This is a genomic window from Nocardioides sp. GXQ0305 (assembly GCF_050880345.1).
GTDB lineage: Bacteria > Actinomycetota > Actinomycetes > Propionibacteriales > Nocardioidaceae > Nocardioides.
On record NZ_JBNYXG010000003.1, the window covers coordinates 549,901 to 571,996 of the forward strand.

21 protein-coding genes are annotated in these 22,096 nt (G+C 74.2%); 17 read left to right on the forward strand and 4 right to left on the reverse strand.

The features are described 5' to 3' along the window. Positions 1-16: 16 nt before the first annotated feature. The 11 genes from pcaH to ACQ1X7_RS11250 all read left to right on the forward strand — a co-directional run bounded on the left by pcaH (position 17) and on the right by ACQ1X7_RS11250 (position 9,910). A complete protein-coding gene (gene pcaH / locus ACQ1X7_RS11200; protein WP_432478269.1) occupies positions 17-796 on the forward strand; it encodes a protocatechuate 3,4-dioxygenase subunit beta in 780 nt (259 codons plus the stop codon). Beyond that, positions 789-1,334 (forward strand): protocatechuate 3,4-dioxygenase subunit alpha, encoded by a 546-nt coding sequence (gene pcaG, locus ACQ1X7_RS11205; protein WP_432478270.1) that lies wholly within the window; start codon positions 789-791, stop codon positions 1,332-1,334. Before pcaH ends, pcaG begins: the two co-directional genes overlap by 8 nt. Then, entirely contained in the window at positions 1,331-2,527 is a 1,197-nt protein-coding gene (locus ACQ1X7_RS11210) for a lyase family protein (protein ID WP_432478271.1), read from the forward strand. Before pcaG ends, ACQ1X7_RS11210 begins: the two co-directional genes overlap by 4 nt. Beyond that, a complete protein-coding gene (locus ACQ1X7_RS11215; protein WP_432478272.1) occupies positions 2,520-3,296 on the forward strand; it encodes an alpha/beta fold hydrolase in 777 nt (258 codons plus the stop codon). Before ACQ1X7_RS11210 ends, ACQ1X7_RS11215 begins: the two co-directional genes overlap by 8 nt. Beyond that, a complete protein-coding gene (pcaC, locus tag ACQ1X7_RS11220; protein WP_432478273.1) occupies positions 3,293-3,655 on the forward strand; it encodes a 4-carboxymuconolactone decarboxylase in 363 nt (120 codons plus the stop codon). The genes ACQ1X7_RS11215 and pcaC overlap by 4 nt, the downstream gene beginning before the upstream one ends. After that, positions 3,648-4,823: a thiolase family protein gene (locus ACQ1X7_RS11225; protein WP_432478274.1), complete on the forward strand. Its 1,176-nt coding sequence runs from the start codon at positions 3,648-3,650 to the stop codon at positions 4,821-4,823. Before pcaC ends, ACQ1X7_RS11225 begins: the two co-directional genes overlap by 8 nt. Beyond that, complete coding sequence (locus tag ACQ1X7_RS11230) at positions 4,823-5,515, forward strand: 3-oxoacid CoA-transferase subunit A (RefSeq protein ID WP_432478275.1); 693 nt, start codon at positions 4,823-4,825, stop codon at positions 5,513-5,515. Before ACQ1X7_RS11225 ends, ACQ1X7_RS11230 begins: the two co-directional genes overlap by 1 nt. After that, positions 5,512-6,165 carry a 3-oxoacid CoA-transferase subunit B gene (locus ACQ1X7_RS11235; RefSeq protein ID WP_432478276.1) on the forward strand — a complete coding sequence of 218 codons (654 nt, stop codon included), beginning with the start codon at positions 5,512-5,514 and terminating at the stop codon, positions 6,163-6,165. Before ACQ1X7_RS11230 ends, ACQ1X7_RS11235 begins: the two co-directional genes overlap by 4 nt. Next, on the forward strand, positions 6,162-7,355 hold the full coding sequence (locus tag ACQ1X7_RS11240; RefSeq protein ID WP_432478277.1) for a 4-hydroxybenzoate 3-monooxygenase: 1,194 nt from the start codon (positions 6,162-6,164) through the stop codon (positions 7,353-7,355). The genes ACQ1X7_RS11235 and ACQ1X7_RS11240 overlap by 4 nt, the downstream gene beginning before the upstream one ends. A 95-nt stretch (positions 7,356-7,450) precedes the next feature. Continuing rightward, positions 7,451-8,698 carry an MFS transporter gene (locus ACQ1X7_RS11245; RefSeq protein ID WP_432478278.1) on the forward strand — a complete coding sequence of 416 codons (1,248 nt, stop codon included), beginning with the start codon at positions 7,451-7,453 and terminating at the stop codon, positions 8,696-8,698. A 171-nt stretch (positions 8,699-8,869) separates the two neighbouring features. Next, a complete protein-coding gene (locus tag ACQ1X7_RS11250; protein ID WP_432478279.1) occupies positions 8,870-9,910 on the forward strand; it encodes a hypothetical protein in 1,041 nt (346 codons plus the stop codon). A gap of 28 nt (positions 9,911-9,938) precedes the next feature. Here ACQ1X7_RS11250 and ACQ1X7_RS11255 read toward each other — a convergent pair whose 3' ends face one another. The 4 genes from ACQ1X7_RS11255 to ACQ1X7_RS11270 all read right to left on the reverse strand — a co-directional run bounded on the left by ACQ1X7_RS11255 (position 9,939) and on the right by ACQ1X7_RS11270 (position 14,335). Further along, entirely contained in the window at positions 9,939-10,808 is an 870-nt protein-coding gene (locus ACQ1X7_RS11255; RefSeq protein WP_432478280.1) for an HpcH/HpaI aldolase/citrate lyase family protein, read from the reverse strand. Further along, a complete protein-coding gene (locus ACQ1X7_RS11260) occupies positions 10,805-11,878 on the reverse strand; it encodes an HpcH/HpaI aldolase/citrate lyase family protein (RefSeq protein ID WP_432478281.1) in 1,074 nt (357 codons plus the stop codon). Before ACQ1X7_RS11260 ends, ACQ1X7_RS11255 begins: the two co-directional genes overlap by 4 nt. A 68-nt stretch (positions 11,879-11,946) precedes the next feature. Further along, positions 11,947-12,507, reverse strand: a complete 561-nt coding sequence (locus ACQ1X7_RS11265) for a DUF1992 domain-containing protein (protein WP_432478282.1) — start codon at positions 12,505-12,507, stop codon at positions 11,947-11,949. A gap of 43 nt (positions 12,508-12,550) precedes the next feature. Further along, a complete protein-coding gene (locus ACQ1X7_RS11270; protein WP_432478283.1) occupies positions 12,551-14,335 on the reverse strand; it encodes a BCCT family transporter in 1,785 nt (594 codons plus the stop codon). Between the two features lie 120 nt (positions 14,336-14,455). Here ACQ1X7_RS11270 and ACQ1X7_RS11275 point away from each other — a divergent pair, with 120 nt between their 5' ends. The 6 genes from ACQ1X7_RS11275 to ACQ1X7_RS11300 all read left to right on the forward strand — a co-directional run bounded on the left by ACQ1X7_RS11275 (position 14,456) and on the right by ACQ1X7_RS11300 (position 22,080). Next, entirely contained in the window at positions 14,456-15,061 is a 606-nt protein-coding gene (locus ACQ1X7_RS11275; RefSeq protein WP_432478284.1) for a nitroreductase family protein, read from the forward strand. 74 nt (positions 15,062-15,135) lie between these two features. Next, positions 15,136-16,332 carry an allantoate amidohydrolase gene (locus tag ACQ1X7_RS11280; protein WP_432478285.1) on the forward strand — a complete coding sequence of 399 codons (1,197 nt, stop codon included), beginning with the start codon at positions 15,136-15,138 and terminating at the stop codon, positions 16,330-16,332. After that, complete coding sequence (locus ACQ1X7_RS11285; RefSeq protein ID WP_432478286.1) at positions 16,329-17,708, forward strand: formimidoylglutamate deiminase; 1,380 nt, start codon at positions 16,329-16,331, stop codon at positions 17,706-17,708. Before ACQ1X7_RS11280 ends, ACQ1X7_RS11285 begins: the two co-directional genes overlap by 4 nt. Further along, positions 17,705-18,847 carry an imidazolonepropionase gene (gene hutI, locus ACQ1X7_RS11290; RefSeq protein ID WP_432478287.1) on the forward strand — a complete coding sequence of 381 codons (1,143 nt, stop codon included), beginning with the start codon at positions 17,705-17,707 and terminating at the stop codon, positions 18,845-18,847. The genes ACQ1X7_RS11285 and hutI overlap by 4 nt, the downstream gene beginning before the upstream one ends. Before the next feature lie 126 nt (positions 18,848-18,973). Then, a complete protein-coding gene (locus ACQ1X7_RS11295; RefSeq protein ID WP_432478288.1) occupies positions 18,974-19,132 on the forward strand; it encodes a hypothetical protein in 159 nt (52 codons plus the stop codon). Positions 19,133-19,161: 29 nt separating this feature from the next. Then, positions 19,162-22,080: an ATP-binding protein gene (locus ACQ1X7_RS11300; RefSeq protein ID WP_432478289.1), complete on the forward strand. Its 2,919-nt coding sequence runs from the start codon at positions 19,162-19,164 to the stop codon at positions 22,078-22,080. Positions 22,081-22,096: the final 16 nt, after the last annotated feature.

Consider the following 22,096-nt stretch of genomic DNA (forward strand, 5'->3'; position numbering starts at 1 on the left):
CCCCTAGCGTGGGCCCGTGACCACCGTGGCCAAGGAGGCGGCGAGCGCACTGGAGAGCCAGTCCGTCGTCAGCGACGAGATCGCGCAGGTGCAGGCGGCGACGACCGCCGACGCGCCGCAGCCGCTCACCGACTTCCCGCCGTACCGCAGCTCGCTGCTGCGGCACCCGACCAAGGCCCTGCGCGACGTCGACCCCGAGGGCGTCGAGCTGGTGGCCCCGGTCTTCGGCCACTCCGACATCGATCCCGTCGAGGCCGACCTGACGATCCAGCACCGCGGCGAGCCGATCGGCGAGCGGCTGGTCGTGACCGGGCAGGTGCTCGACGGCGAGGGCCGGCCGGTCCGCCACCAGCTGGTCGAGGTCTGGCAGGCGAACGCCGGGGGCCGCTACGTCCACAAGCTGGACCAGCACCCGGCGCCGATCGACCCGCACTTCACCGGCGTCGGGCGCTGCCTCACCGACGGCGAGGGGCGCTACCGCTTCATCACGATCAAGCCCGGCCCCTACCCGTGGCGCAACCACCACAACGCGTGGCGGCCCGCTCACATCCACTTCTCGCTGTTCGGCACCGAGTTCACCCAGCGCCTGGTCACCCAGGTGTACTTCCCCGGCGACCCGCTGCTGGCGCTGGACCCGATCTACCAGTCGATCACCGACCCGGCCGCCCGCGAGCGGCTGGTGGCGACCTACGACCACGACCTCACCAGCCACGAGTGGGCCACCGGCTACCGCTGGGACGTCGTGCTCACCGGCAGCCACGCGACGCCGCTCGAGCGGGAGGAGCACGATGGGTGACGTGCAGCCGACGCCCGGGCAGACCGTCGGGCCGTTCTTCCACGACGCCCTCCGGTACGCCGGCGGCCCCGAGCTCGTCGCCCCCGGTACGCCGGGGGCGGTCCGGCTCCACGGCACCGTCCGCGACGGCCACGGCGACCCGCTGCCCGACGCCCTGCTCGAGCTGCGGCAGGCCGACCCCGCGGGTGGGGTACCGCGCAGCGAGGGCTCGCTGCGCCGCGACGGCCGGTTCACCGGGTGGGGCCGGGCGGCGACCGACGCGTCCGGACGCTTCCACTTCACGACCGTCGAGCCGGGCGGCGTCGACGGCGGGGCGGCGTACTTCGCGCTGACCGTGTTCGCACGCGGCCTGCTCGACCGGCTGTTCACGCGCGCCTACCTCCCCGGCGAGCACGACGCCTTCCTGGACGGACTGCCCGACGACGAGCGCCGGACCCTGCAGGCGGTGCGTGACGACGACGGCTCGCTGCGGTTCGACGTCCGGTTGCAGGGTGACGGCGAGACAGTCTTCCTGCGGTTCCCGGGGCACCCCCGGTGAGCCGGCTGCTCGCGCCCGGCTCCCACCGGGCGGCCGGGGTGGCCGACGACGCCGCCCTGGTGGCCGCGCTGCTCCGCGTCGAGGTGGCGTGGTCGAGGGCCCTGGTCGTCGCCGGACTGGCCGACGCGGCCGCCGCCGAGGCGGTGGAGCGCGCCGCCGCCGGCCTGCGGCCCGACCTCGCCGGCCTGCTGGTCGACACCGAGGCGGCGGCCAACCCGGTCGTGCCGCTGGTGGTGCTGCTGCGGAAGGCGGTGGGCGACGGGGCACCTATCCACCGCGGCCTCACCAGCCAGGACGTGCTCGACACCGCCCTCGTGCTGCTCGCTCGCGACGCGCTCGGCCGGGTCGGCGACGACCTGGCCGCCACCGCCGGCCGCCTGGCCGGGCTGGCGCGCACCCACCGCGACACGGTCATGGCCGGCCGCACGCTGACCCAGCACGCCGTCGCGACCACGTTCGGCCTCAAGGTCGCGCAGCGGATGGCCGCCGTCGACGACGCGGCCGACGCCGTCGGCGAGGTCCGGGGCGCGCTGCCCGTCCAGTACGGCGGCGCCGCCGGCACCCGCGCCCTGCTGGTCCACCTGGCGCCCGACGCCGACCCCGACGCCGTCCCGTCCACGTTCGCCGACGCCCTCGGCCTCCGGCCGGACCTCCCCTGGCACACCCGGCGCGGGGTCGTCACCGGGACCGGCGACGTGCTCGTCACCGCGACCGACGCGCTGGGTGCCCTCGCCAACGACGTGCTGCTGCTCGGGCGGCCCGAGATCGGGGAGGTGAGCGAGGGCGCGGCCCCGGGCCGGGGCGGCTCGTCGACGATGCCCCACAAGCGCAACCCGGTGCTCGCGGTACTCGTCCGGGCGGCCGCGCTCCAGGCGCCCCAGCTGGCCGCCCAGCTCCACCTCGCCGCCGCGAGCGGCGTCGACGAGCGGCCCGACGGCGCATGGCACGCGGAGTGGCCGGCGTTCGCGCGACTGCTCGAGCTCACGGTGACCGCCGCGTCGCAGGCGCGGGAGCTGGTCGACGGCCTCGAGGTCGACGCCGCCGCCATGGCTGCCCGCGCCGACGCGTCCGCCGAGGCGCTGCTGGCCGAGAGTGGCGGCCACGGCGACGTGCGCGACCACCTCGGTGAGGCCGGGGCCGTGGTCGACGCGCTGGTCGCACGACACGACGCGCAGGCGGCCGCCCGTGGTTGACCTCACCCTGACCCGGCTCGCCGGCGACGCCTCGTCGCCGCGGCTGCTGCTGGTCGGTCCCTCGCTCGGCACCGACGTCGAGACCCTCTGGGGATCGACGGTCGCCCTCCTCGACGGCGTCGAGGTGGTCGGCTGGGACCTGCCCGGCCACGGTCGGAGCCCGGCGGCGACCGGCCCGTTCTCGGTGGCCGACCTCGCCGACGTCGTCCGCGCGCGGGCCGGGGAACTGGCCGCCGGCCGCCCGACGTCGTACGCCGGGGTGTCGGTCGGCGGCGCCGTCGGCTTCCTGCTCGCGGCCGACCCCGGCCCGGTCACCCGCGTCGCCACCGTCGCCTCCGCGCCGCGGCTCGGCACGCCGGACTCCTGGGCCGAGCGGGCGGCCCGGGTGCGCGGCGCCGGCACGTCGGCGATCGTCGAGGGGTCCGCCCAGCGCTGGTTCGCCGACGGGTTCCTGGAGCGGGACCCCGGCACCGGCAACGACCTGCTGCTGCGGCTGCGCGAGGTCGACGACGAGTCCTACGCGCTGACCTGCGAGGCCCTGGCGGAGTACGACGCCCGACCGCTGCTCGGCACGATCGGGGTGCCGCTGCTGGTCGTGGCCGGCGAGCACGACCCGGTCGTCGGTCCCGACGAGACGGCTGCGGCCGCCGAGGCGGTGACCGGTGCCCGGGCCGAGGTGATCGCCGGCACCGCGCACCTGCCGCCGGCGGAGGACCCCGCGGCCGCGGCCGAGCTGCTCATCCCCCACCTGCTCGAGGAGACGCGATGAACACCCACGACGACGGCATGGCGGTCCGCCGGGAGGTGCTCGGTGACGACCACGTCGACCGGGCCGCCGCGGCCACGACGCCGTTCACCCGGGACTTCCAGGACCTGATCACCCGCTACGCGTGGGGCGAGGTCTGGACCCGCCCGGGCCTGGACCGGCGTTCCCGCTCGGTCGCCGTGCTGACCGCGCTGATCGCGCGCGGCCACTGGGAGGAGCTCGCGATGCACGTCCGCGCCGCCCGCACCAACGGGCTCACCGCAGACGAGATCGGCGAGGTGATCCTGCAGTCGGCCGTCTACTGCGGCGTCCCGGCGGCCAACCACGCGTTCGCGATCGCCCAGGAGGTGCTCGATGCCTGACGTCTTCGTGTACGACGCCGTGCGGACGCCGTTCGGACGGTTCGGCGGCGCGCTCGCCGGAGTGCGCCCCGACGACCTGGCCGCTCTGGTCGTCGGCGGCCTGCTGGAGCGCCACCCCGAACTCGAGCCCGACCGGATCGGCGAGGTGGTGCTCGGCTGCGCCAACGGCGCCGGCGAGGACAACCGCAACGTCGCCCGGATGGCGGTGCTCCTGGCCGGGCTGCCCGTCGAGGTACCGGCCTCGACGGTCAACCGGCTGTGCGGCTCCTCCCTCGACGCGACCATCTCCGGGGCCCGGCAGGTCGCCCTCGGCGAGACCGACGTGGTGCTCGTCGGCGGGGTGGAGTCGATGTCGCGGGCGCCGTGGGTGCTGCCCAAGCCCGAGAAGCCGTTCCCGGCCGGCAACGCCGAGCTGGTCTCGACGGCCCTCGGCTGGCGCCTGGTCAACCCGGAGATGCCCGGCGCCTGGACGGTCTCCCTCGGCGAGGCCACCGAGCAGCTGCGCGAGCGCGAGAAGGTGTCCCGCGAGGACCAGGACGCCTTCGCGCTGCGCTCGCACCGGCTCGCGGCCGAGGCGTGGGACGGCGGCTTCTACGACGACCAGGTGGTCGCCGTACCGGGGGTCGAGCTGGCCCGCGACGAGTCGATCCGCGACACCACGCCCGACAAGCTCGCGGGCCTGAAGCCGGTCTTCCGCGACGACGGCACGGTCACCGCCGGCAACGCCTCCCCGCTCAACGACGGCGCCTCGGCCGCGCTGCTCGGCTCGGCCGACGCCGGCCTGGGCGACCCGCTCGCCCGCGTCGCCGGCTGGGGGGCGGCCGCCAACGAGCCGCAGTTCTTCGGCTTCGCCCCCGTCGAGGCCGCGAACCGGGCGCTCGCCCGGGCCGGGATCGGCTGGGGGGACGTCGGCGCCGTCGAGCTCAACGAGGCCTTCGCCGCCCAGTCGCTCGTCTGCGTCCGTGCCTGGGGCATCGACCCGGACCTCGTCAACGCGCACGGCGGCGCGATCGCCATCGGGCACCCGCTCGGTGCGTCCGGCACCCGGATCCTCGGCACCCTCGCCCGCTCGCTCGCCGCCTCGGGAGAGCGCTGGGGCGTCGCCGCGATCTGCATCGGTGTCGGGCAGGGCCTCGCCGTCGTCCTCGAGAACCAGGCGGCGCGCTGATGGTCAGCTTCGTCGACAGCGCCGCCGAGGCCGTCTCGGTGGTCGGCGACGGCGCGACGGTGATGATCGGCGGCTTCGGCAGCGCGGGCCAGCCGGTCGAGCTGATCGAGGCGCTGCTCGAGGGCGGCGCCCGCGACCTCACCGTCGTCAACAACAACGCCGGCAACGGCGACCGCGGCCTCGCCGCGCTGATCCGGGAGCGGCGGGTGCGCAAGATCGTGTGCTCCTTCCCCCGGCAGCACGACTCCCACCACTTCGACGCCGAGTACCGTGCCGGCCGGATCGAGCTGGAGCTGGTCGCCCAGGGCAACCTCGCCGAGCGGATCCGGGCGGCCGGCGCCGGCATCGGCGGCTTCTTCACCCCCACCGGCTACGGCACCCGGCTCGCCGAGGGCAAGGAGGTGCGCGAGATCGGCGGCCGCCACTACGTCCTGGAGCACCCGCTGCGCGCCGACGTCGCGCTGGTGTCGGCGCTGGCGGCCGACCCGGTCGGCAACCTCGTCTACCGGAAGACCGCGCGCAACTTCGGACCGATCATGGCCGCGGCCGCGACCACGAGCGTGGTGCAGGTCCGTGAGCTGCGACCGCTGGGTGGCATCGACCCCGAGCACGTCGTGACCCCCGGCCTGTACGTCGACCGGGTGGTGCACCAGCCCGGGGGCCGGACGGGTGAGCAGGAGGAGGGCCAGTGATCCGCGAGGAACGCCTGGACACCGACGGCCTGGCCGCCCTGGTTGCCCGCGACATCCCGCCGGGGTCGGTCGTCAACCTCGGGATCGGCCAGCCGACCCGGGTCGCCAACCACCTCGACCCCGACGCCGGGGTCGTGCTGCACACCGAGAACGGCATGCTCGGCATGGGTCCGGAGGCCCACGGCGACGAGATCGACCCCGACCTGGTCAACGCCGGCAAGGTCCCGGTGACCGAGCTGCCGGGGGCGTCGTACTTCCACCACGCCGACTCCTTCGCGATGATGCGCGGCGGCCACCTCGACTACTGCGTGCTCGGAGCGTTCCAGGTCTCCGCCGCCGGCGACCTCGCCAACTGGCACACCGGCGCCCCGGACGCGATCCCGGCCGTGGGTGGCGCGATGGACCTCGCGATCGGCGCCCGGCAGACCTTCGTGATGATGACCCTGCTCGCCCGCGACGGCAGCCCCAAGCTGGTGCCCGAGTGCACCTACCCGCTCACCGGCGTCGGCTGCGTCAGCCGGGTCTACACCGACCGGGCCGTGCTCGACCTCACCGACGACGGGGTCGAGGTGCGCGACCTGTTCGGGACGACGTACGACGAGCTCGCCGGCCTCCTCGACGTCCCGCTGCTCGACCGGAGCGGGTCGTGAGCCCCGAGCGCACCACGACGGACGTCGCGATCGTCGGCGCCGGACCGGCCGGCCTGATGCTCGCCCACCTGCTCCACCGGGCCGGCCTCGAGTCGGTCGCGATCGACCTGCGCAGCCGGAAGGAGATCGAGGAGACGCACCGGGCCGGCATCCTGGAGCGCGACAGCGTCGGGCTGCTCGTCGACTCCGGCGTCTCCGACCGGGTGCTGCGCGACGGCGACGAGCACGGGGGGATCGAGCTCGGCTTCGGGGGCAGCACCCACCGGGTCGACTTCCACGACCTGGTCGGCGCGTCGGTGCAGCTCTACCCGCAGACCGACGTGTTCATCGACCTCGCCGACGCCCGTGAGCGCGACGGCGGCGACGTCCGGTTCGGGGTCGACGACGTCGCGGTCGACGACCTCACCACCGACCGTCCGGGCCTGTGCTTCACCGACGCCGACGGCGCCCGCCACGAGGTGCGGGCGCGGGTCCTGGTCGGGGCCGACGGGTCGCGCAGCCTGTGCCGCCACCAGTTCCCCGAGGAACAGCGCCGCCAGTTCTTCCGGGAGTACCCCTTCGCCTGGTTCGGCATCCTCGCGGAGGCGCCCCCGAGCGCGCCGGAGCTGATCTACAACCACTCCGAGCGCGGCTTCGCCCTGATCAGCCAGCGCACCCCGACCCTGCAGCGGATGTACTTCCAGTGCGACCCCGACGAGGACGCCGAGGACTGGTCCGACGACCGGATCTGGAGCGAGCTGCAGGCGCGGGTCGGTGCCAACGGCGTCGAGCTCCAGGAGGGCCCGATCACCTCGCGCAGCGTGCTGCCGTTCCGCTCCTTCGTCCAGGAGCCGATGCGGCACGGCCGCCTGGTGCTCGCGGGCGACGCCGCGCACACCGTGCCTCCGACGGGCGCCAAGGGGCTCAACCTCGCGCTGGCCGACGTCCGGGTCCTCGCCGAGAACCTGGAGCGGATGCTGCACGGCGGCGTCGACGACGCGCTCGACGACTACGCGACGCGCGCGCTGGAGCGGGTGTGGAAGGCGCAGCACTTCTCGTACTGGATGACCACGATGCTGCACCGGCTGCCCGACGCGTCCGACTTCGACGTACGCCGGCAGATCGGCGAGCTCACCACCCTGGTCGGGTCGCGGGCCGGGTCGACGTACCTCGCGGAGTGCTACACGGGCTGGCCCGACCCCGCCGGATGAGCTGCGCCTGCCTTCCGCTCAGTGAAATGTGAGGGTGGTCACCGGTCGCCGGCGGAGGACACAGTGTGACGACCCCCTGCCCGAGAGGAACCGCCATGACCGCCACCCCCGCCGCCGGGTCCACAGCAGGGAACCGGCCGACCTCCGGCTTCTGGCCGGTGCTCCTGGCCTGGCTCGCCGTCGCCCTCGACGGCTACGACCTCGTCGTGCTCGGCGCGGTCATCCCGACCCTCGACTCGACCGGGGCGCTGGGGTTCACGACCGCCTCGCTGACGACCGCCGCCACCCTCGGGCTGGTCGGCGTCGGGATCGGCGCGGTCGGCGTCGGCCCGGTCACCGACCGGATCGGGCGCCGCACGACCCTGATCTCCTGCATCGCGATGTTCTCCGTGCTGACCCTGGCCACGGCGTTCGCGCCCAGCGCCACCGCCTTCATCGTGCTGCGCTTCCTCGCCGGCCTCGGCCTCGGGGCGTGCCTCCCGACCGCGCTCACCTTCATCAGCGAGTACGCCGGCGACCGGTCGTCCAGCTCGGCGATGACCCGCACCATGACCGGCTACCACGTCGGCGCGGTGCTCACCGCCCTGCTCGCCCTCGGCGTGATCCCCGCCTTCGGCTGGGAGGCGATGTTCGTGATCGGCGGCGTGGTCGGCCTGCTCGTGGTCCCGGTCATGTGGGCCAAGCTGCCGGAGTCGCAGGCGTTCCTCGCCGCGAGCGAGGGGACCGCCGAGCGGGTGAAGCCGGTCGAGGTGGTCCGCGGGAAGCTGCTCCTGGTCAGCATCGGGCTCTGGGTGGCGTCGTTCATGGGGCTGCTGCTGGTGTACGGCCTCAACACGTGGCTGCCGAGCATCATGGAGGCGGCCGGCTACTCCCTCAGCGCCGGCCTCGCGCTGCTGCTGACCCTCAACATCGGCGCGGTGCTCGGGCTGGTCGTCTCCGGCCAGATCGCCGACCGCCGCGGCAACAAGGTCACCGTCCTCGCGTGGTTCGGCCTCGCCGCGGTCGCGCTGGCCCTGATGGCGATCAAGATGGACACCTCGTTCCTCGTCTACGCCGCGGTGCTCGTCGCCGGCTTCTTCGTGTTCAGCGCCCAGGTGCTGGTCTACGCCTACGTCGGCCACCTCTACCCGGCGGCGATCCGCGGCACCGCGCTCGGCATGGCGGCCGGTGTCGGTCGCGTCGGCGCCATCGTCGGCCCGTTCCTCGGCGGCGCCCTCGTCGCCAGCGGGGCGGCGTACCCCTGGGGCTTCTTCGTCTTCGCCGCCGCCGCGGTCGTCGCGGTGCTCGCCCTCCTCACCGTCCCCGCCCACCTCGACCACGAGTCCGAGCCCGTCCGCGTCTGACCACCACTTCGGATAGTTGGCCGCCGAAATCATCGATCCCCGGCGCCAGATGATGACTTTGGCGTCCAGCTATCCGGTCGGGAGTCTCCACAGGCCCCTGACCGAACCGGTTGTCCACAGCCGGTCCGTCTGCGCCGGGCATCCCGCAACGCGCCGACCGACGCTGGCGCCATGGACGAGTACGACGGCTGGGACCCTCGGTGCGAGCTACCCCGCGACCTCGTGCGCCCCTCGCGCATCGACCCGTCCGGCACCAACGGTCCGACCCGGGGGCAGGCACAGGGCGGCCGCTGGCGCGCCGTCGCACACGGGTGGCACCTGCCCACGGACGTCGACTCATCGCGTGTCGAGCAGCGCATCCTCGAGCAGGCGATGCGGGTGCGGACCACGGGCGCCGTGACCGCGTGGGCGTCCCTGCGGTGGCAGGGCGCGGCGTACTTCGACGGAACAGTCGACGCCCGCGGCGGGCAGCTCGCGGTGCCGCTGCTCCGGCGCTCCGGGGGCCGCCGCCTGCGGGACCAACGCGCTGCGGTGAGCCGGCGGCAGCTCCCGCCGTACGACCGCGTCTTCGTGCGCGGGGTCTGGTGTGCGACCCCCGAGCGAGCCGTCTTCGACGAGGTCCACCGGCTCCGCACCCTCCGTCCCGCCGTCACGGCCCTGTGCATGACCTTGGCCGCCGGGCTCACCACGCTGCCGGAGGTGAAGCAGTACAGCCGGTGCCGCACCGCGTGGGAGGCGATCCCGCTCTTCCGCGAGGTGCTCACCTACGGCAACGAGTGCTTCCGGTCGCCGCAAGAGGTGCGGATGCACCTCGCCTGGCGGCTCGACGCCGACCTGCCCGAGCCGCTCGTCAATCCGCCCGTCTTCGACCTCGACGGCCACTTCGTCGGCATCCCGGACCTCCTGGACCCGGTTGCCGGGGTGGTGGGTGAGTACGCCGGCGCCGCGCACCGCAGCCAGGAGCGCCACCGGAGCGACGTCCGGCGCGAGGAGAGGTTCCGCGATGTCGGCCTGGAGCCGTTCACCGTGGTGGCGGGAGACCTTGCAGACCGCGCGCTCGTGGTCGCGAGGATGCGTACGACCCGTGGCCGCGCCCGGTTCCTCCCGCCCGAGGAGCGCCGGTGGACCCTCGTGCCGCCACCGTGGTGGCGTCCCCCACCCTGGCTGGCCGCTCGATACCTGGACGCCAGGATCCTGGGTCCGGCCGCGTGAACCGTGAGTTTCGCGTCCAGCTATCCCCTCAGCCGAGCTCCCGGACCGCCTCGTGGATCGCGAGGGTACGGCGGGAGGACTCGACGTGGAGGTTCTCGACCATCCGGCCCCGGTAGGTGACCACGCCCGAGCTGCGTGACTCCCAGGCCTCGAGGATGCCGCGGGCGTCCTCGACGGCCTGCTCGCTGGGGGCGAAGGCCCGGTTGGCGCCGTCGACCTGCCCGGGGTGGATCAGCGTCTTGCCGTCGAAGCCCAGCTGCCGGCCCTGCTCGCACTCGGCGAGGAAGCCCTCGGCGTCCTTCACGTCGTTGTAGACGCCGTCGAGGATCGCCTTGCCCGTTGCCCGGGCGGCGAGGAGTGCGAGGCCGAGCCCGCTCATCAGGGGGGCCCGGCCGGGGACGTGCTCGGCGTACAGCTCCTTGACCAGGTCGTTGGTGCCCATCACCAGCACGGTCAGCCGCTCGGACGCCGAGGCGATCTCCTCGGCGTGGAGCATCGCGGCGGGCGTCTCGACCATCGCCCAGAGCTTCGTGTGCTCGGGGGCGTCGTGGCCGGCCATCGCCTCCACCAGCTCCAGGACGGCGTCGGCGCTGCCGACCTTGGGGACGACGATCGCGTCGGGCCCTGCCGCGCAGGCGGCGGCCAGGTCGTCGGTGTGCCACTCGGTGTCGGCGCCGTTGACCCGGATCGTCACCTCGCGCCGGCCGTAGTCGCCGGACACCGCGGCGGCGCAGGCCGCCTCGCGCGCCGCCGGCTTGTCGTCCGGGGCCACCGCGTCCTCGAGGTCGAGGATCAGCCCGTCGCACGGGATCGACTGCGCCTTCTCCAGCGCCCGCGCGTTGGACGCCGGCATGTAGAGCACGCTGCGCCGCGGCCGCAGCGCCTGGTCGGCGCTCACGTGTCGATCCCCTCGTAGAGCTTCTTCAGGTCCGGGTCGATCTCCGCGAGCTGCTCGGCGAGCTCGACCATCACCAGGCACTGCTTGAGGGAGGCGTCGTCCTCCATCTTCCCGTCGAGCATCACCGCGCCGGTGCCGTCGCCCATGGCGGCGACCACCCGCCGCGCGTGCCGGACGTCGTCGGCGCTGGGCGAGAAGACCCGGTTCGCGATCGCGATCTGCTTCGGGTGCAGGCTCCAGGCGCCGACGCAACCGAGCAGGAAGGCGTTGCGGAACTGGTCCTCGCACGCGCGCTCGTCGGCGATGTCACCGAAGGGGCCGTAGTAGGGGTAGATCCCGTGCATCGCGCACGCGTCGACCATCCGGGCGATCGTGTAGTGCCAGAGGTCCTGCTGGTAGGACTGCCGGACCTTGTCGGGCTGCTGCGGCTCGGGGTCCTCGCGCACCAGGTACCCGGGGTGCCCGCCGCCGACCCGGGTCGTCTTCATCCGGCGGTCGGAGGCCAGGTCGGCCGGCCCGAGCGAAAGCCCCTGCATCCGCGGAGAGGCGCCGCAGATCTCCTCGACGTTGGCCACGCCCCTGGCCGTCTCCAGGATCGCGTGGACGAGCAGCGGCTCCTCCAGGCCGGCGCGCGCCTCGAGCTGGGCGAGCAGCCGGTCGACGTAGTGGATGTCCTCGGCGCCCTGCACCTTCGGCACCATGACCACGTCGAGCCGGTCGCCGATCTCGGTGACCAGGGTGGTCAGGTCGTCCAGCACCCACGGGCTGTCCAGGGCGTTGACCCGGGTCCACAGCTGGGTCGGCCCGCTCTTCCCACCGAGGCCGGCCGTCCCCTTCGCGATGTCGACCAGCCCGGCCCGGGCGGCCTCCTTGCGGTCGGCCTTGACGGCGTCCTCCAGGTTGCCGAGCAGGACGTCGACCGTCCCGACCATGTCGGGCACCTTCGCCGCCATCTTCTCGTTGCTCGGGTCGAAGAAGTGGATGGCGCGGCTCGGCCGGGCCGGGATCGACTGCGGCGGCTCGGGCGCGCCGACGGCGAGCGGTCGGAAGAAGTCCTTGGCGGAGCGCATGCGGCGGAACCTAGCAGCGCCCGTCCGGCCGTCGGTATGACGAAGGTGACACCGCCGCCGCGGCCGTCTCAGCGCCGGCGACGGCGCCGACCCCGGGTCGGCGGGGGTGCCGCCGGCGCCCCCCGGTCGGCGAACCGCGCCCGGCGCCGTTCCCGCCACTGCTCGACCTCGGCGTCGACGTCGCGGGTGGGCGTGATCACCGGCGGGCCGCCCTGCAGCTGCCGGCGGGCCTCCACGACGCGGCGGTTGAAGCCAGCGAGCTCGTCGCGCACCTGGCGCTCGGAGGTGAGGCGGTCGAGGGCGGCGTCGAGCTCGGCGTCGTCCTTGCGCAGCTGGAGGGCGGGCGGCAGCACGCCGGTGACCCGTTCGCGCTCGATGAGCTGCTTGACCCACCAGTCGGGGTCGTGGCTGGTCCCGAGGTCGTCGATCGGCTTCCCGGCACCGGGCAGGTCGTCGAAGTCGCCGCGCTCCATCGCCTGACGGACCTGCAGGTCGACCCAGGTCTGCTGCTGCTCCATCCGCGCCCGCGCGGCGGCCCGACCGGTACGCCGGTCACGCTCCTCCGCGACCCGGTCGGCGGCCGCCCGCGACTCCGGGCGGCCACCGGGACGTTGCTCGTCGTCCGGCACCGTCGCCTCCTCGACGTCGACTGGTGCCCAGTCTAGGAGGGGGTCACGACTCCGTCGTCGGGCCGCTCCCCCTGACCGAACCACTCCGCGCCACCTCGTCGCCGGCGCCCGGGGTGTCCTGCTCGACGGCGAGCCGGAAGTCGTCACCGTGCTCGGTCACGCCCTGGACGACCGCGTCGCTGACCGCCGTCTCGGCGTAGCTCGCCCGGACCACGAGCGGGTCGCGGGACAGCTCGCGAGCCAGGGAGACGCAGAGCCCGACCATCACGATCACGAACGGAACGGCGGACACGATCGTGATGTTCTTCAAGCCGTTGAGCGCGTTGGCGCCCCCGACCAGCAGCATCACCGCGGCCACACCACCGGTCGCCACACCCCAGAAGATGACCACCGCGCGTCGCGGCTCGATGGCGCCGTTCTGGGACAGCGTGCCCATCACGATCGAGGCGGCATCGGCACCTGACACGAAGAAGATCGCGACCAGCACCATCACCAGGATGCTCATCACCGTCGACAGCGGGAACTGCTCGAGCAGCGAGAAGAGCTGCGCCTCGGGCGCTCCGGCCCCGTAGATGTCGGTCCCGTCCATCTGCAGCTTGATCGCGGACCCGCCGAAGACGGCGAACCACACCAGGCTCACCGCGCTGGGCACCAGCAGCACCCCGGTCACGAACTGGCGGATGGTGCGGCCCTTGGAGATCCGGGCGATGAACATGCCGACGAACGGCGTCCAGGAGATCCACCACGCCCAGTAGAAGACCGTGTAGTAGGACAGCCACGTGGCGACCTGACCACCCTCGGCGTTCGTCCGGCCCGCCATCTGGGGCAGGTCGCCGAAGTAGCTGGCCACCGACGCGGGGACGATGTCGAGGACGAAGAGGGTGGGGCCGGCGACGAACACGAAGAGCGCCAACACCAGCGCCAGCACCATGTTGGTGTTGGACAGCCACTGGATGCCCTTCTCCACGCCCGAGACGGCCGAGGCCACGAAGCACGCGGTCAGCACCGCGATGATGGCGATCAGGACGGCGTTGCCGACCTCCCCGATACCGGCGACGAGCTGCAGACCGCTCTGGATCTGCAGCGCCCCCAGGCCGAGCGACGCGGCCGACCCGAACAGCGTGGCGAAGATCGCCAGCATGTCGATCACCTTGCCGACCGTGCCCTCCGCGCGGCGGCGACCGATCAGCGGGATGAACACCGAGCTGATCAGCTGGCGCCGGCCCTTCCGGAAGGTGCCGTAGGCGATCGCCAGCCCCACCACCGCGTAGATCGCCCACGGGTGCAGCGTCCAGTGGAACATCGTCTGCGCCATCGCGGTCTCGGCCAGCTCGGCCTCGGTGAGGCCGCCCGTGCCCGGGATCGCGAGCTCACCGCCGTCGGCGAAGAAGGTCAGCGGCTCGTTCACGCCGTAGAACATCAGGCCGATGCCCATCCCGGCGGAGAACATCATCGCGATCCACGAGACGGTGCGGAACTCGGGCACGTCGGTGTCGCGGCCGAGCGGGATGTCGCCGTACCTGCTCGCTGCCAGCCAGATCGCGAAGACCACGAAGCCGGAGGCGACCAGCACGAAGAACCAGCCGAGGCCGCTCATCGTCCACTCGAGGGCGGTGCCCGAGGCGGACGCGAGGGACGAGGTGCTGAGGAAGCCCCAGAGCAGGAAGCCCACCGCGATCACCGAGGTGATGCCGAAGACGATCTTGTCGACGGGGAGGTCCTTGGTGGCCTCGTCGCGGAACTGGAAGTCCAGGGCCGGGTGACGGCTCCTGCGGTACCGGGGGTCCGGTGGCTGCTGCTCGGACTGGGGATGGAGGGTCGTGGCCACGGAAGTGAGCGCCCCTTTCTGGGTCTCGACGCCCTGTCACGCTGCGCCCTCGGCCCGGCCGTGTGCAAGTCGAGGCCCCGTGAAACACTGGCGTGCTCGGGCGCGCGTGGGGGAGGCGAGATGGAGTTCCGCGACGTGGTGCGGCGGCGGCGGATGGTGCGTCGGTACGCCGACCGGCCGGTCGACCCGGACGTGCTCGACCGGGCGCTCGACCACGCCTCCCGCGCGCCGAGCGCCGGCTTCACCCAGGGCCTCGAGCTGCTGGTGCTCGACGAGCCCGGCGACGTGGCGCGGTTCTGGGAGGCGACCGCCGACGCGGGCGCGGACAACGCCTGGATCAGCGGGATGCGGACCGCGCCGGCGGTCGTCGTACCGCTCACCAGCCGCGAGGCCTACCTCGACCGCTACGCCGAGCCCGACAAGGGCTGGACCGACCGCGACCCCGGCCGGTGGCCGGTTCCCTACTGGTACGTCGACGCCGGCATGGCGGCGCTGCTGGTGCTGCAGACGGCGGTCGACGAGGGGCTGGGCGCTTGCTTCTTCGGCATCCCGCCGGAGCGGGTGGCGCCGTTCCGGGAGGCCTTCGGTGTGCCGGACGACCGGCTGCCGGTGGGGGCGGTCACCCTCGGCCACCGGGCGGACACTCCCGGTGCCGCCGGCTCGCCGTCCCGTCGCCGCCGGCGGCCGGTGGCGGAGCTGGTGCACCGCGGACGCTGGCAGGCCTGATCGTTCTCGGATCCGAGACGAGCCGGCGGCGGGCCGTGTTGCCGGGGAGCCGTGCCGGGCGGTGGACTGGCGCCATGGGCTTCGAGGAGATGTGGCACGAGCTCGAGCCGGTGGGGCGCTCGTCGGCGTCCGGTGGCTACTTCCGGCAGCCGTGGACCGGTGCCGAGGGAGAGCTGCGGTCGTGGTTCGCCGAGGCCGCCGCTGCCCGCGGCCTGCGGGTCGAGACCGACGGGCTCGGCAACCAGGTGGCGTGGTGGGACGCCGGCTCCGGTGACGCCGTCCTGACCGGCTCCCACCTCGACAGCGTCCTCGACGGCGGGGCGTACGACGGCCCGCTCGGCGTCGTCTCCGGGCTGGCGGCGATCGACGTCCTCCGGGAGCGCGGCGTCCAGCCGTCCCGACCACTCGGCGTCTCGGTGTTCGTCGAGGAGGAGGGCTCCCGGTTCGGGATCGCCTGCCTGGGCTCGCGCCTGGCGACCGGGACGCTGGACTGGTCGACCGCCCGTGAGCTGCGCGACCGCGACGGCGTGTTCCTGTCCGACGCGCTGAGCGCCGCTGGGCTGGGTGAGGGTGGCCGGTGGTCCGAGCTGGACGGCGTCGGCTGCTTCGTCGAGCTCCACGTCGAGCAGGGCCGCGACCTCGTCGACCGGGGCGCCGCGGTCGGCGTCGGCAGTGGGATCTGGCCGCACGGCCGCTACCGGTTCGAGTTCGCGGGCGAGGCCAACCACGCCGGGACCACCCGGATGGAGGACCGGCACGACCCGATGCTGACCTACGCGATGACCGCGCTCGCCGCCCACAAGCAGGCGCGGCTGGCGGGGGAGCGCGCCACCTTCGGCCGGGTGGCCGTCGAGCCCAACGGCACCAACGCCGTCCCGTCGCGGGTCACCGCGTGGCTCGACGCCCGGGCGTCCTCGGAGGGGTCGCTGTCCGAGCTCGTCGACGTGGTGATCCGCCAGGCCGGGGAGCGCGCGGGTCGCGACGGGACCACCCTGGACGTGACGCCCGAGTCGGTGTCGGGCGAGGTCGCGTTCGACGCCGACCTCGCCGCCCGGATCGCGGCCGACCACGCGGAGGGCGACTGGCCGATCATCCCCACCGCGGCGGGCCACGACGCCGGCATCCTCGCCGCGGCCGGCGTACCGACCGCGATGCTGTTCGTCCGCAACCCCACCGGGGTGTCGCACTCGCCCGCCGAGCACGCCGAGGTCGCCGACTGCCTGGTCGGCGTCTCCGCGCTCGCCAACACCCTCGAGCGGCTGGTCTCGTGACCGCCGCGCCGACGTCGTACCTCCTGGAGCGCGCCTGGGTGGACGGCGCGGTGCGCGACGACGTGCTGGTCGACATCGAGGACGGTCGCTTCACCCGGGTCGAACCTGGTGGGCGAGTCGTGCGCCTGGAGGGGGAAGTTTCCTCCGCCAGCCGCGGGTTTCCCCGCCTGAGCGGGGAAACCGACGGTCCGACGCGCCTCCCCGGCCTCACCCTCCCCGGTCTCGCCAACACCCACAGCCACGCGTTCCACCGGGCGCTGCGGGGGCGGACCCAGCGGGAGCGGGGGACGTTCTGGACCTGGCGGGAGCAGATGTACGCCGTGGCCGAGCGCCTGGACCCCGACTCCTACCGCACCCTGGCGACCGCGGTCTTCCGCGAGATGCTGGCGGCCGGGATGACGGGCGTGGGGGAGTTCCACTACCTCCACCACCAGCCCGGCGGGACACCGTACGACGACCCGAACGCGATGTCTCACGCCCTCGTCGAGGCGGCCCGCGAGGCCGGTATCCGGCTCACGCTCCTGGACACCTGTTACCTCTCCAGCGGGTTCGGCGAGCCGCCGCAGGGCGTGCAGCGCCGGTTCTCCGACGGTGACGTCGACGCCTGGCGCGCGCGGGTCGACGACCTCCGGCCGGTGGAGGGGGTCCGCCACGGCGCCGCCCTCCACTCCGTCCGGGCGGTGCCGGCCGAGGCGATGCCGACCGTCGCCGAGTGGGCGCACGGCCGCCCGCTCCACGCCCACGTCTCCGAGCAGGTCGCCGAGAACGAGGCGTGCGTCGCCGCCTACGCCCGCACCCCGGTCGAGCTGCTCGCCGACCACGACGTGCTCGGCCCGCTCACCACCGCCGTCCACGCCACCCACCTCACCGACGACGACGTCCGGCTGCTGGCGCGGACCCGGACCTACGCCGGGTTCTGCCCGACCACCGAGCGCGACCTCGGCGACGGCATCGGCCCGGGTCGCCGGCTCCACGAGGCCGGCGTAGCGCTGACCCTCGGCAGCGACAGCCACGCGGTGGTCGACCCGTTCGAGGAGATGCGGGCGCTGGAGCTCGACGAGCGGCTGGCGACCCGGGAGCGGGGTCACTGGACGGCGGCCGACCTGCTGGCCGCCGCCACGACGGCCGGCCACGGCAGCCTCGGGTGGGACGACGCCGGCGAGATCGCCGTGGGGCAGCGCGCCGACCTGGTCACCCTCGACACCGAGAGTGCCCGGACCGCGGGAACCGGTGCCGACGAGCACACCGCCGTCTTCGCCGCCTCCGCCGCCGACGTCCACCACGTCGTCGTCGACGGCCGCGTCGTGCACACCCGCGACGACCGGGAGCAGGTCGGTCGCGCCCTCGACGAGGCCATCGGGAGGATCTGGACATGACCAGCACCGTCATCACCGGCATCGGCGAGCTCACGACCAACGCCCACGACCGGCCACTCACCGACGCGGCCGTCGTCGTCGACGGACAACGTCTCGCCTGGGTGGGCGCGGCCTCCGAAGCGCCCGCGGCCGACCAGCACGTCGACGCCGGTGGCCGGGCCGTGATCCCCGGGTTCGTCGACAGCCACAGCCACCTGGTCTTCGCCGGGGACCGCGCCGAGGAGTTCGCGGCCCGGATGGCCGGCCGGCCCTACGCGGCCGGCGGGATCCGCACCACCGTCGCCGCCACCCGCGCCGCCACCGACGAGCAGCTCACCGGCCGGGTCGCGCGGCTGGTCGACGAGATGCTGCGGCAGGGCACCACCACCCTCGAGATCAAGAGCGGCTACGGCCTCACCGTCCACGACGAGGCCCGCAGCCTGGCGGTGGCCCGCCAGTTCACCGACGAGACGACGTTCCTCGGAGCCCACGTGGTCCCGGCGGACACCGACGTGGCGGCGTACGTCGACCTGGTCACCGGCCCGATGCTCGAGGCCTGCGCTCCTCACGCCCGCTGGGTGGACGCGTTCTGCGAGGAGGGCGCCTTCGACGTCGACCAGGCCCGGGCCGTGCTGTCGGCCGGCGCCGCCGCGGGTCTGAGGGGCCGGCTGCACGCCAACCAGCTGACGTACGGCGGCGGCGTGCGGCTCGCCGCCGAGCTCGGCCTGGCGGCGGTCGACCACTGCACCTTCCTCACCGACGAGGACGTGGCCGCGCTCGCCGACAGCGGCACCGTCGCCACGCTGCTGCCGGGCGTCGAGTTCTCGACCCGGCAGCCCTGGCCCGACGCCCGCCGGCTGCTCGACGCGGGGGTGACCGTCGCCCTGGCCAGCGACTGCAACCCCGGATCCAGCTACACCAGCTCGGTCCCGTTCTGCATCGCCCTGGCGGTGCGCGACATGGGGATGACCCCGACCGAGGCGCTGTGGGCCGCCACCGCCGGCGGCGCCCGGGCCCTCGGCCGCGACGACGTCGGTGTCCTCGCGCCGGGCAAACGGGCCGACCTGGTCCTGCTCGACGCGCCCTCCGCGCTCCACCTGGCCTACCGGCCGGGGGTCCCGCTGGTGTCCGGGGTCTGGCGGGCCGGCCGGCCGATCTGAGCACCGCGGCCACGCGATGTGAGCCGTCTGAGGTAGTCATCCCGCGCAGATAAGGCACTCGCCCGATGTTCGCCCCTACCTCAGGGGACGAGTCTCGACCTCACCACGAGAACCGAGGAGCGAGACATGTTCGAGATCGACCACACCTACCTGGACTACGAGCTGGCCTACCGTGCCGAGCGGATGCGCGGCGAGCGTCCTGACCAGCACCACGAGGGCCACCGGACCACGCGTCCCGTACGGCGCCGCCGGAGCGGCCGGATCGTGAGCCGTCGTGCCGCCTGATGTCGGCGGTACCCGCCATGATGGACGTCGTGGCGACCCAGACCAGCAAGACCCTCGTCGGTCGTGACACCGAGCTGACGGACCTCGAGTCCTGGCTCCGGGAAGCGGCCGACGAGGGTCGATCCGTCTCCGGGGTGCTGCTGGGCGGCGACGCCGGCGTCGGCAAGACCCGACTGCTGGCCGAGGCCCGCGACCGGCTGGCCGCCGAGGGGTGGCGGATCGTCGTCGGCCACTGCCTCGACCTCGGCGACACCGCACCTTCCTACCTCCCGTTCTCCGAGGTGCTCGACCAGCTCGCCACCGAGCTCCCCGACACCGTCTCCGCCGTCGCCGGCCACCATCCCGCGCTCACCCGTCTCCAGCCCGGCCGCCGGATGCTCGCCGCCGAGCGCGCCGAGACGGCGGGTGTCGAGCGCTCCGACCTGTTCGCCGCGGTGCACGCGCTGCTCGAGGAGGCCGCCACCACGGCTCCGCTCGTGCTCGTCGTGGAGGACACCCACTGGGCCGACCGCTCCACCCGCGAGCTGCTGACCTTCCTCCTCACCCGCCGCTTCGCCGGGCCGGTCGTCGTGATCGTGAGCTACCGGGCCGACGACCTCCACCGTCGTCACCCGCTCCGTGGCCAGGTCGCCGAGTGGTCGCGACTGCCCGGGATCCGCCGGCTCACGCTGGGGCCGCTCGCCGACCCGGCAGTGCGGGAGCTGATCGCCGAGCTGGCGCCCGAGGGCCTCGACATGGCGGAGACCGTCGACATCGTCGACCGCGCCGAGGGCAACGCGTTCTTCGTCGAGGAGCTCACCAGCGCCGCCGCCGGGCCCGGACGCTGGGTGCCGGCCGACCTCGCCGACGTCCTGCTGGTGCGGCTCGACCGGCTGGGCGACGACGCGCGGGCGGTGGTGCGCACCGCCAGCGTCGCCGGCCGTCGGGTCTCCCACGAGCTCCTCGCGGCGGCCTCGGGCCTGCCCGAGGCGGCGCTCGACGAGGGGCTGCGGCAGGCCGTCGAGATGAACGTCCTGGTGCCCGACCGCGACCGCTACGCCTTCCGCCACGCCCTGCTCGGCGAGGCGGTCTACGACGACCTGCTGCCCGGCGAGCGGGTCCGCCTCCACGACCGCTTCGCGGCGGCGCTGCGCGGGCCCGACGTCGCCGGGACCGCCGCCGAGCTGGCCCGGCACGCCCGGCTCGCCCACGACCTCGACACCGCGTTGCTCGCCTCGATCCGGGCCGGCCACGACGCGCTGGCCGTGGGCGGCCCCGACGAGGCGGCGTTCCACTACCAGCAGGCGCTCGAGCTGGTCGCCGACCCGAAGCGGGCCGGAGCGGCCGACGTCGACCGGGCCGCGCTGGTCGTCGGCCTCGCCGACGCGCTGACGGCCTCCGGGCGGCCCCACAAGGCGGTCGCCGTCCTCACCGACGAGATCTCCCGGTTGCCGGCCGACGCCCCGGCGGCGTGGCGCTCCCGGATGCTCTCGTCGCAGGCCTACCTGATGCTGATCACCGAGTCCGAGGTCGAGCCGGTCGACGTCTCGACCGAGGCCGTCCGGCTGGCGCCGGCCGACGACGTCGCGGTCCGGGCGCGGGTGCTCGCCACCCACGCCAAGGTGCTGGCCGGCTACCGGCGCCTCGACGAGGCGCAGGCGGTGGGGCTCGAGGCGCTCTCGTTGGCGGAGCGGCTCAACCTCACCGACGTCGCGACCGACCTGGTGCTCACGCTCAGCCAGGCCCGGCACACCGGACCCCGTGCCGGGTTGCGCGAGGCCCTCGCCGACGCGGTCGACACCGCCCGCAGCTCCGGGGTCGTCGAGGCCGAGCTGCGCGGCCACTTCCTGCTGGGTCGCTCCTACGAGGACCACGCCGAGTGGGACGACGCGGCCGTCGCGTTCCGGAGGGCGGTCGACCGCGCGGCCGAGGCCGGACTGCCGCTGGCGCCCTACGCGTTCGAGTCGCGGTGGCACCTCGTCTTCCAGCTGCTCGTGCGCGGCGGGTGGGACGACGCGCTGGCCCTGGCCCGACCCGCCGACCGGTTGCCCCCGATCTTCCGGGCGATGCTCGACGTGCTCGCCCTCCAGATCGAGCACGCGCGTGGCCACGACGTCGCCGACCGGCTTCCGCCCCTGCGGCCGCTCTGGACCGAGGAGGGCCTGATCGCCATCCACGCGGCTCCGCTCCAGATGCGCGTCGCCGCGCTGCGCCACGACACCGACGCGGTGCTGGCGTCCTACGACGACGCGGTGGCGGTGCTGTCCCGGCTCTGGACCCCGTGGTTCTCCGCCCGGATCCGGCTCGGAGCCGTCGCGATCGGCGCGCTCGCCGACTCCGCACCCTCGCTGCCCTCCGACCGGCACCCGGTCCTGCTCGAGCGGGCCGAGAAGCTCCACGCCGACGGGCTGGTCGTCCTCGCCCGCCAGCAGGGGCCGGCCCAGACCTGGGGACCCGAGGGTCACGCCTGGGTGGCCCGCAACGACGCCGAGCTGCTGCGACTGCGCTGGCTGGTCGGCGAACCCCCGTCCCACGAGTCCCTCGTCGAGGCCTGGCGCGAGGCCGAGCGGCTCACCGACGAGTTCGGTGACGTCCACGAGCTGGCCCGGGTGCGCGCCGTGCTCGCCGGGGTGCTGCGGGCGGCCGGCGAGACCGCGGCGGCGCGGGAGGCGGCCGACCTCGCGCGCGAGACGGCGTCCGCACTGGGTGCCGAGCCGCTGCTCGAGCAGCTCCGGGGGCTCGGCGCCACCGTCCCCCGACAGCGTGCCGGCAGCACCCAGCTCACGCCGCGCGAGCAGGAGATCCTCACCCTCGTGGCGGCGGGGCGCACCAACGGCGAGATCGGCAAGCAGCTGTTCATCGCGACCAAGACCGTCTCCGTCCACGTCTCCAACATCCTCGGCAAGCTCGGCGCCGCCGGCCGCACCGAAGCCGCGGCGATCGCCCGGCGCGACGGCCTGCTCGACTGACGCCTCACCCGGTGGT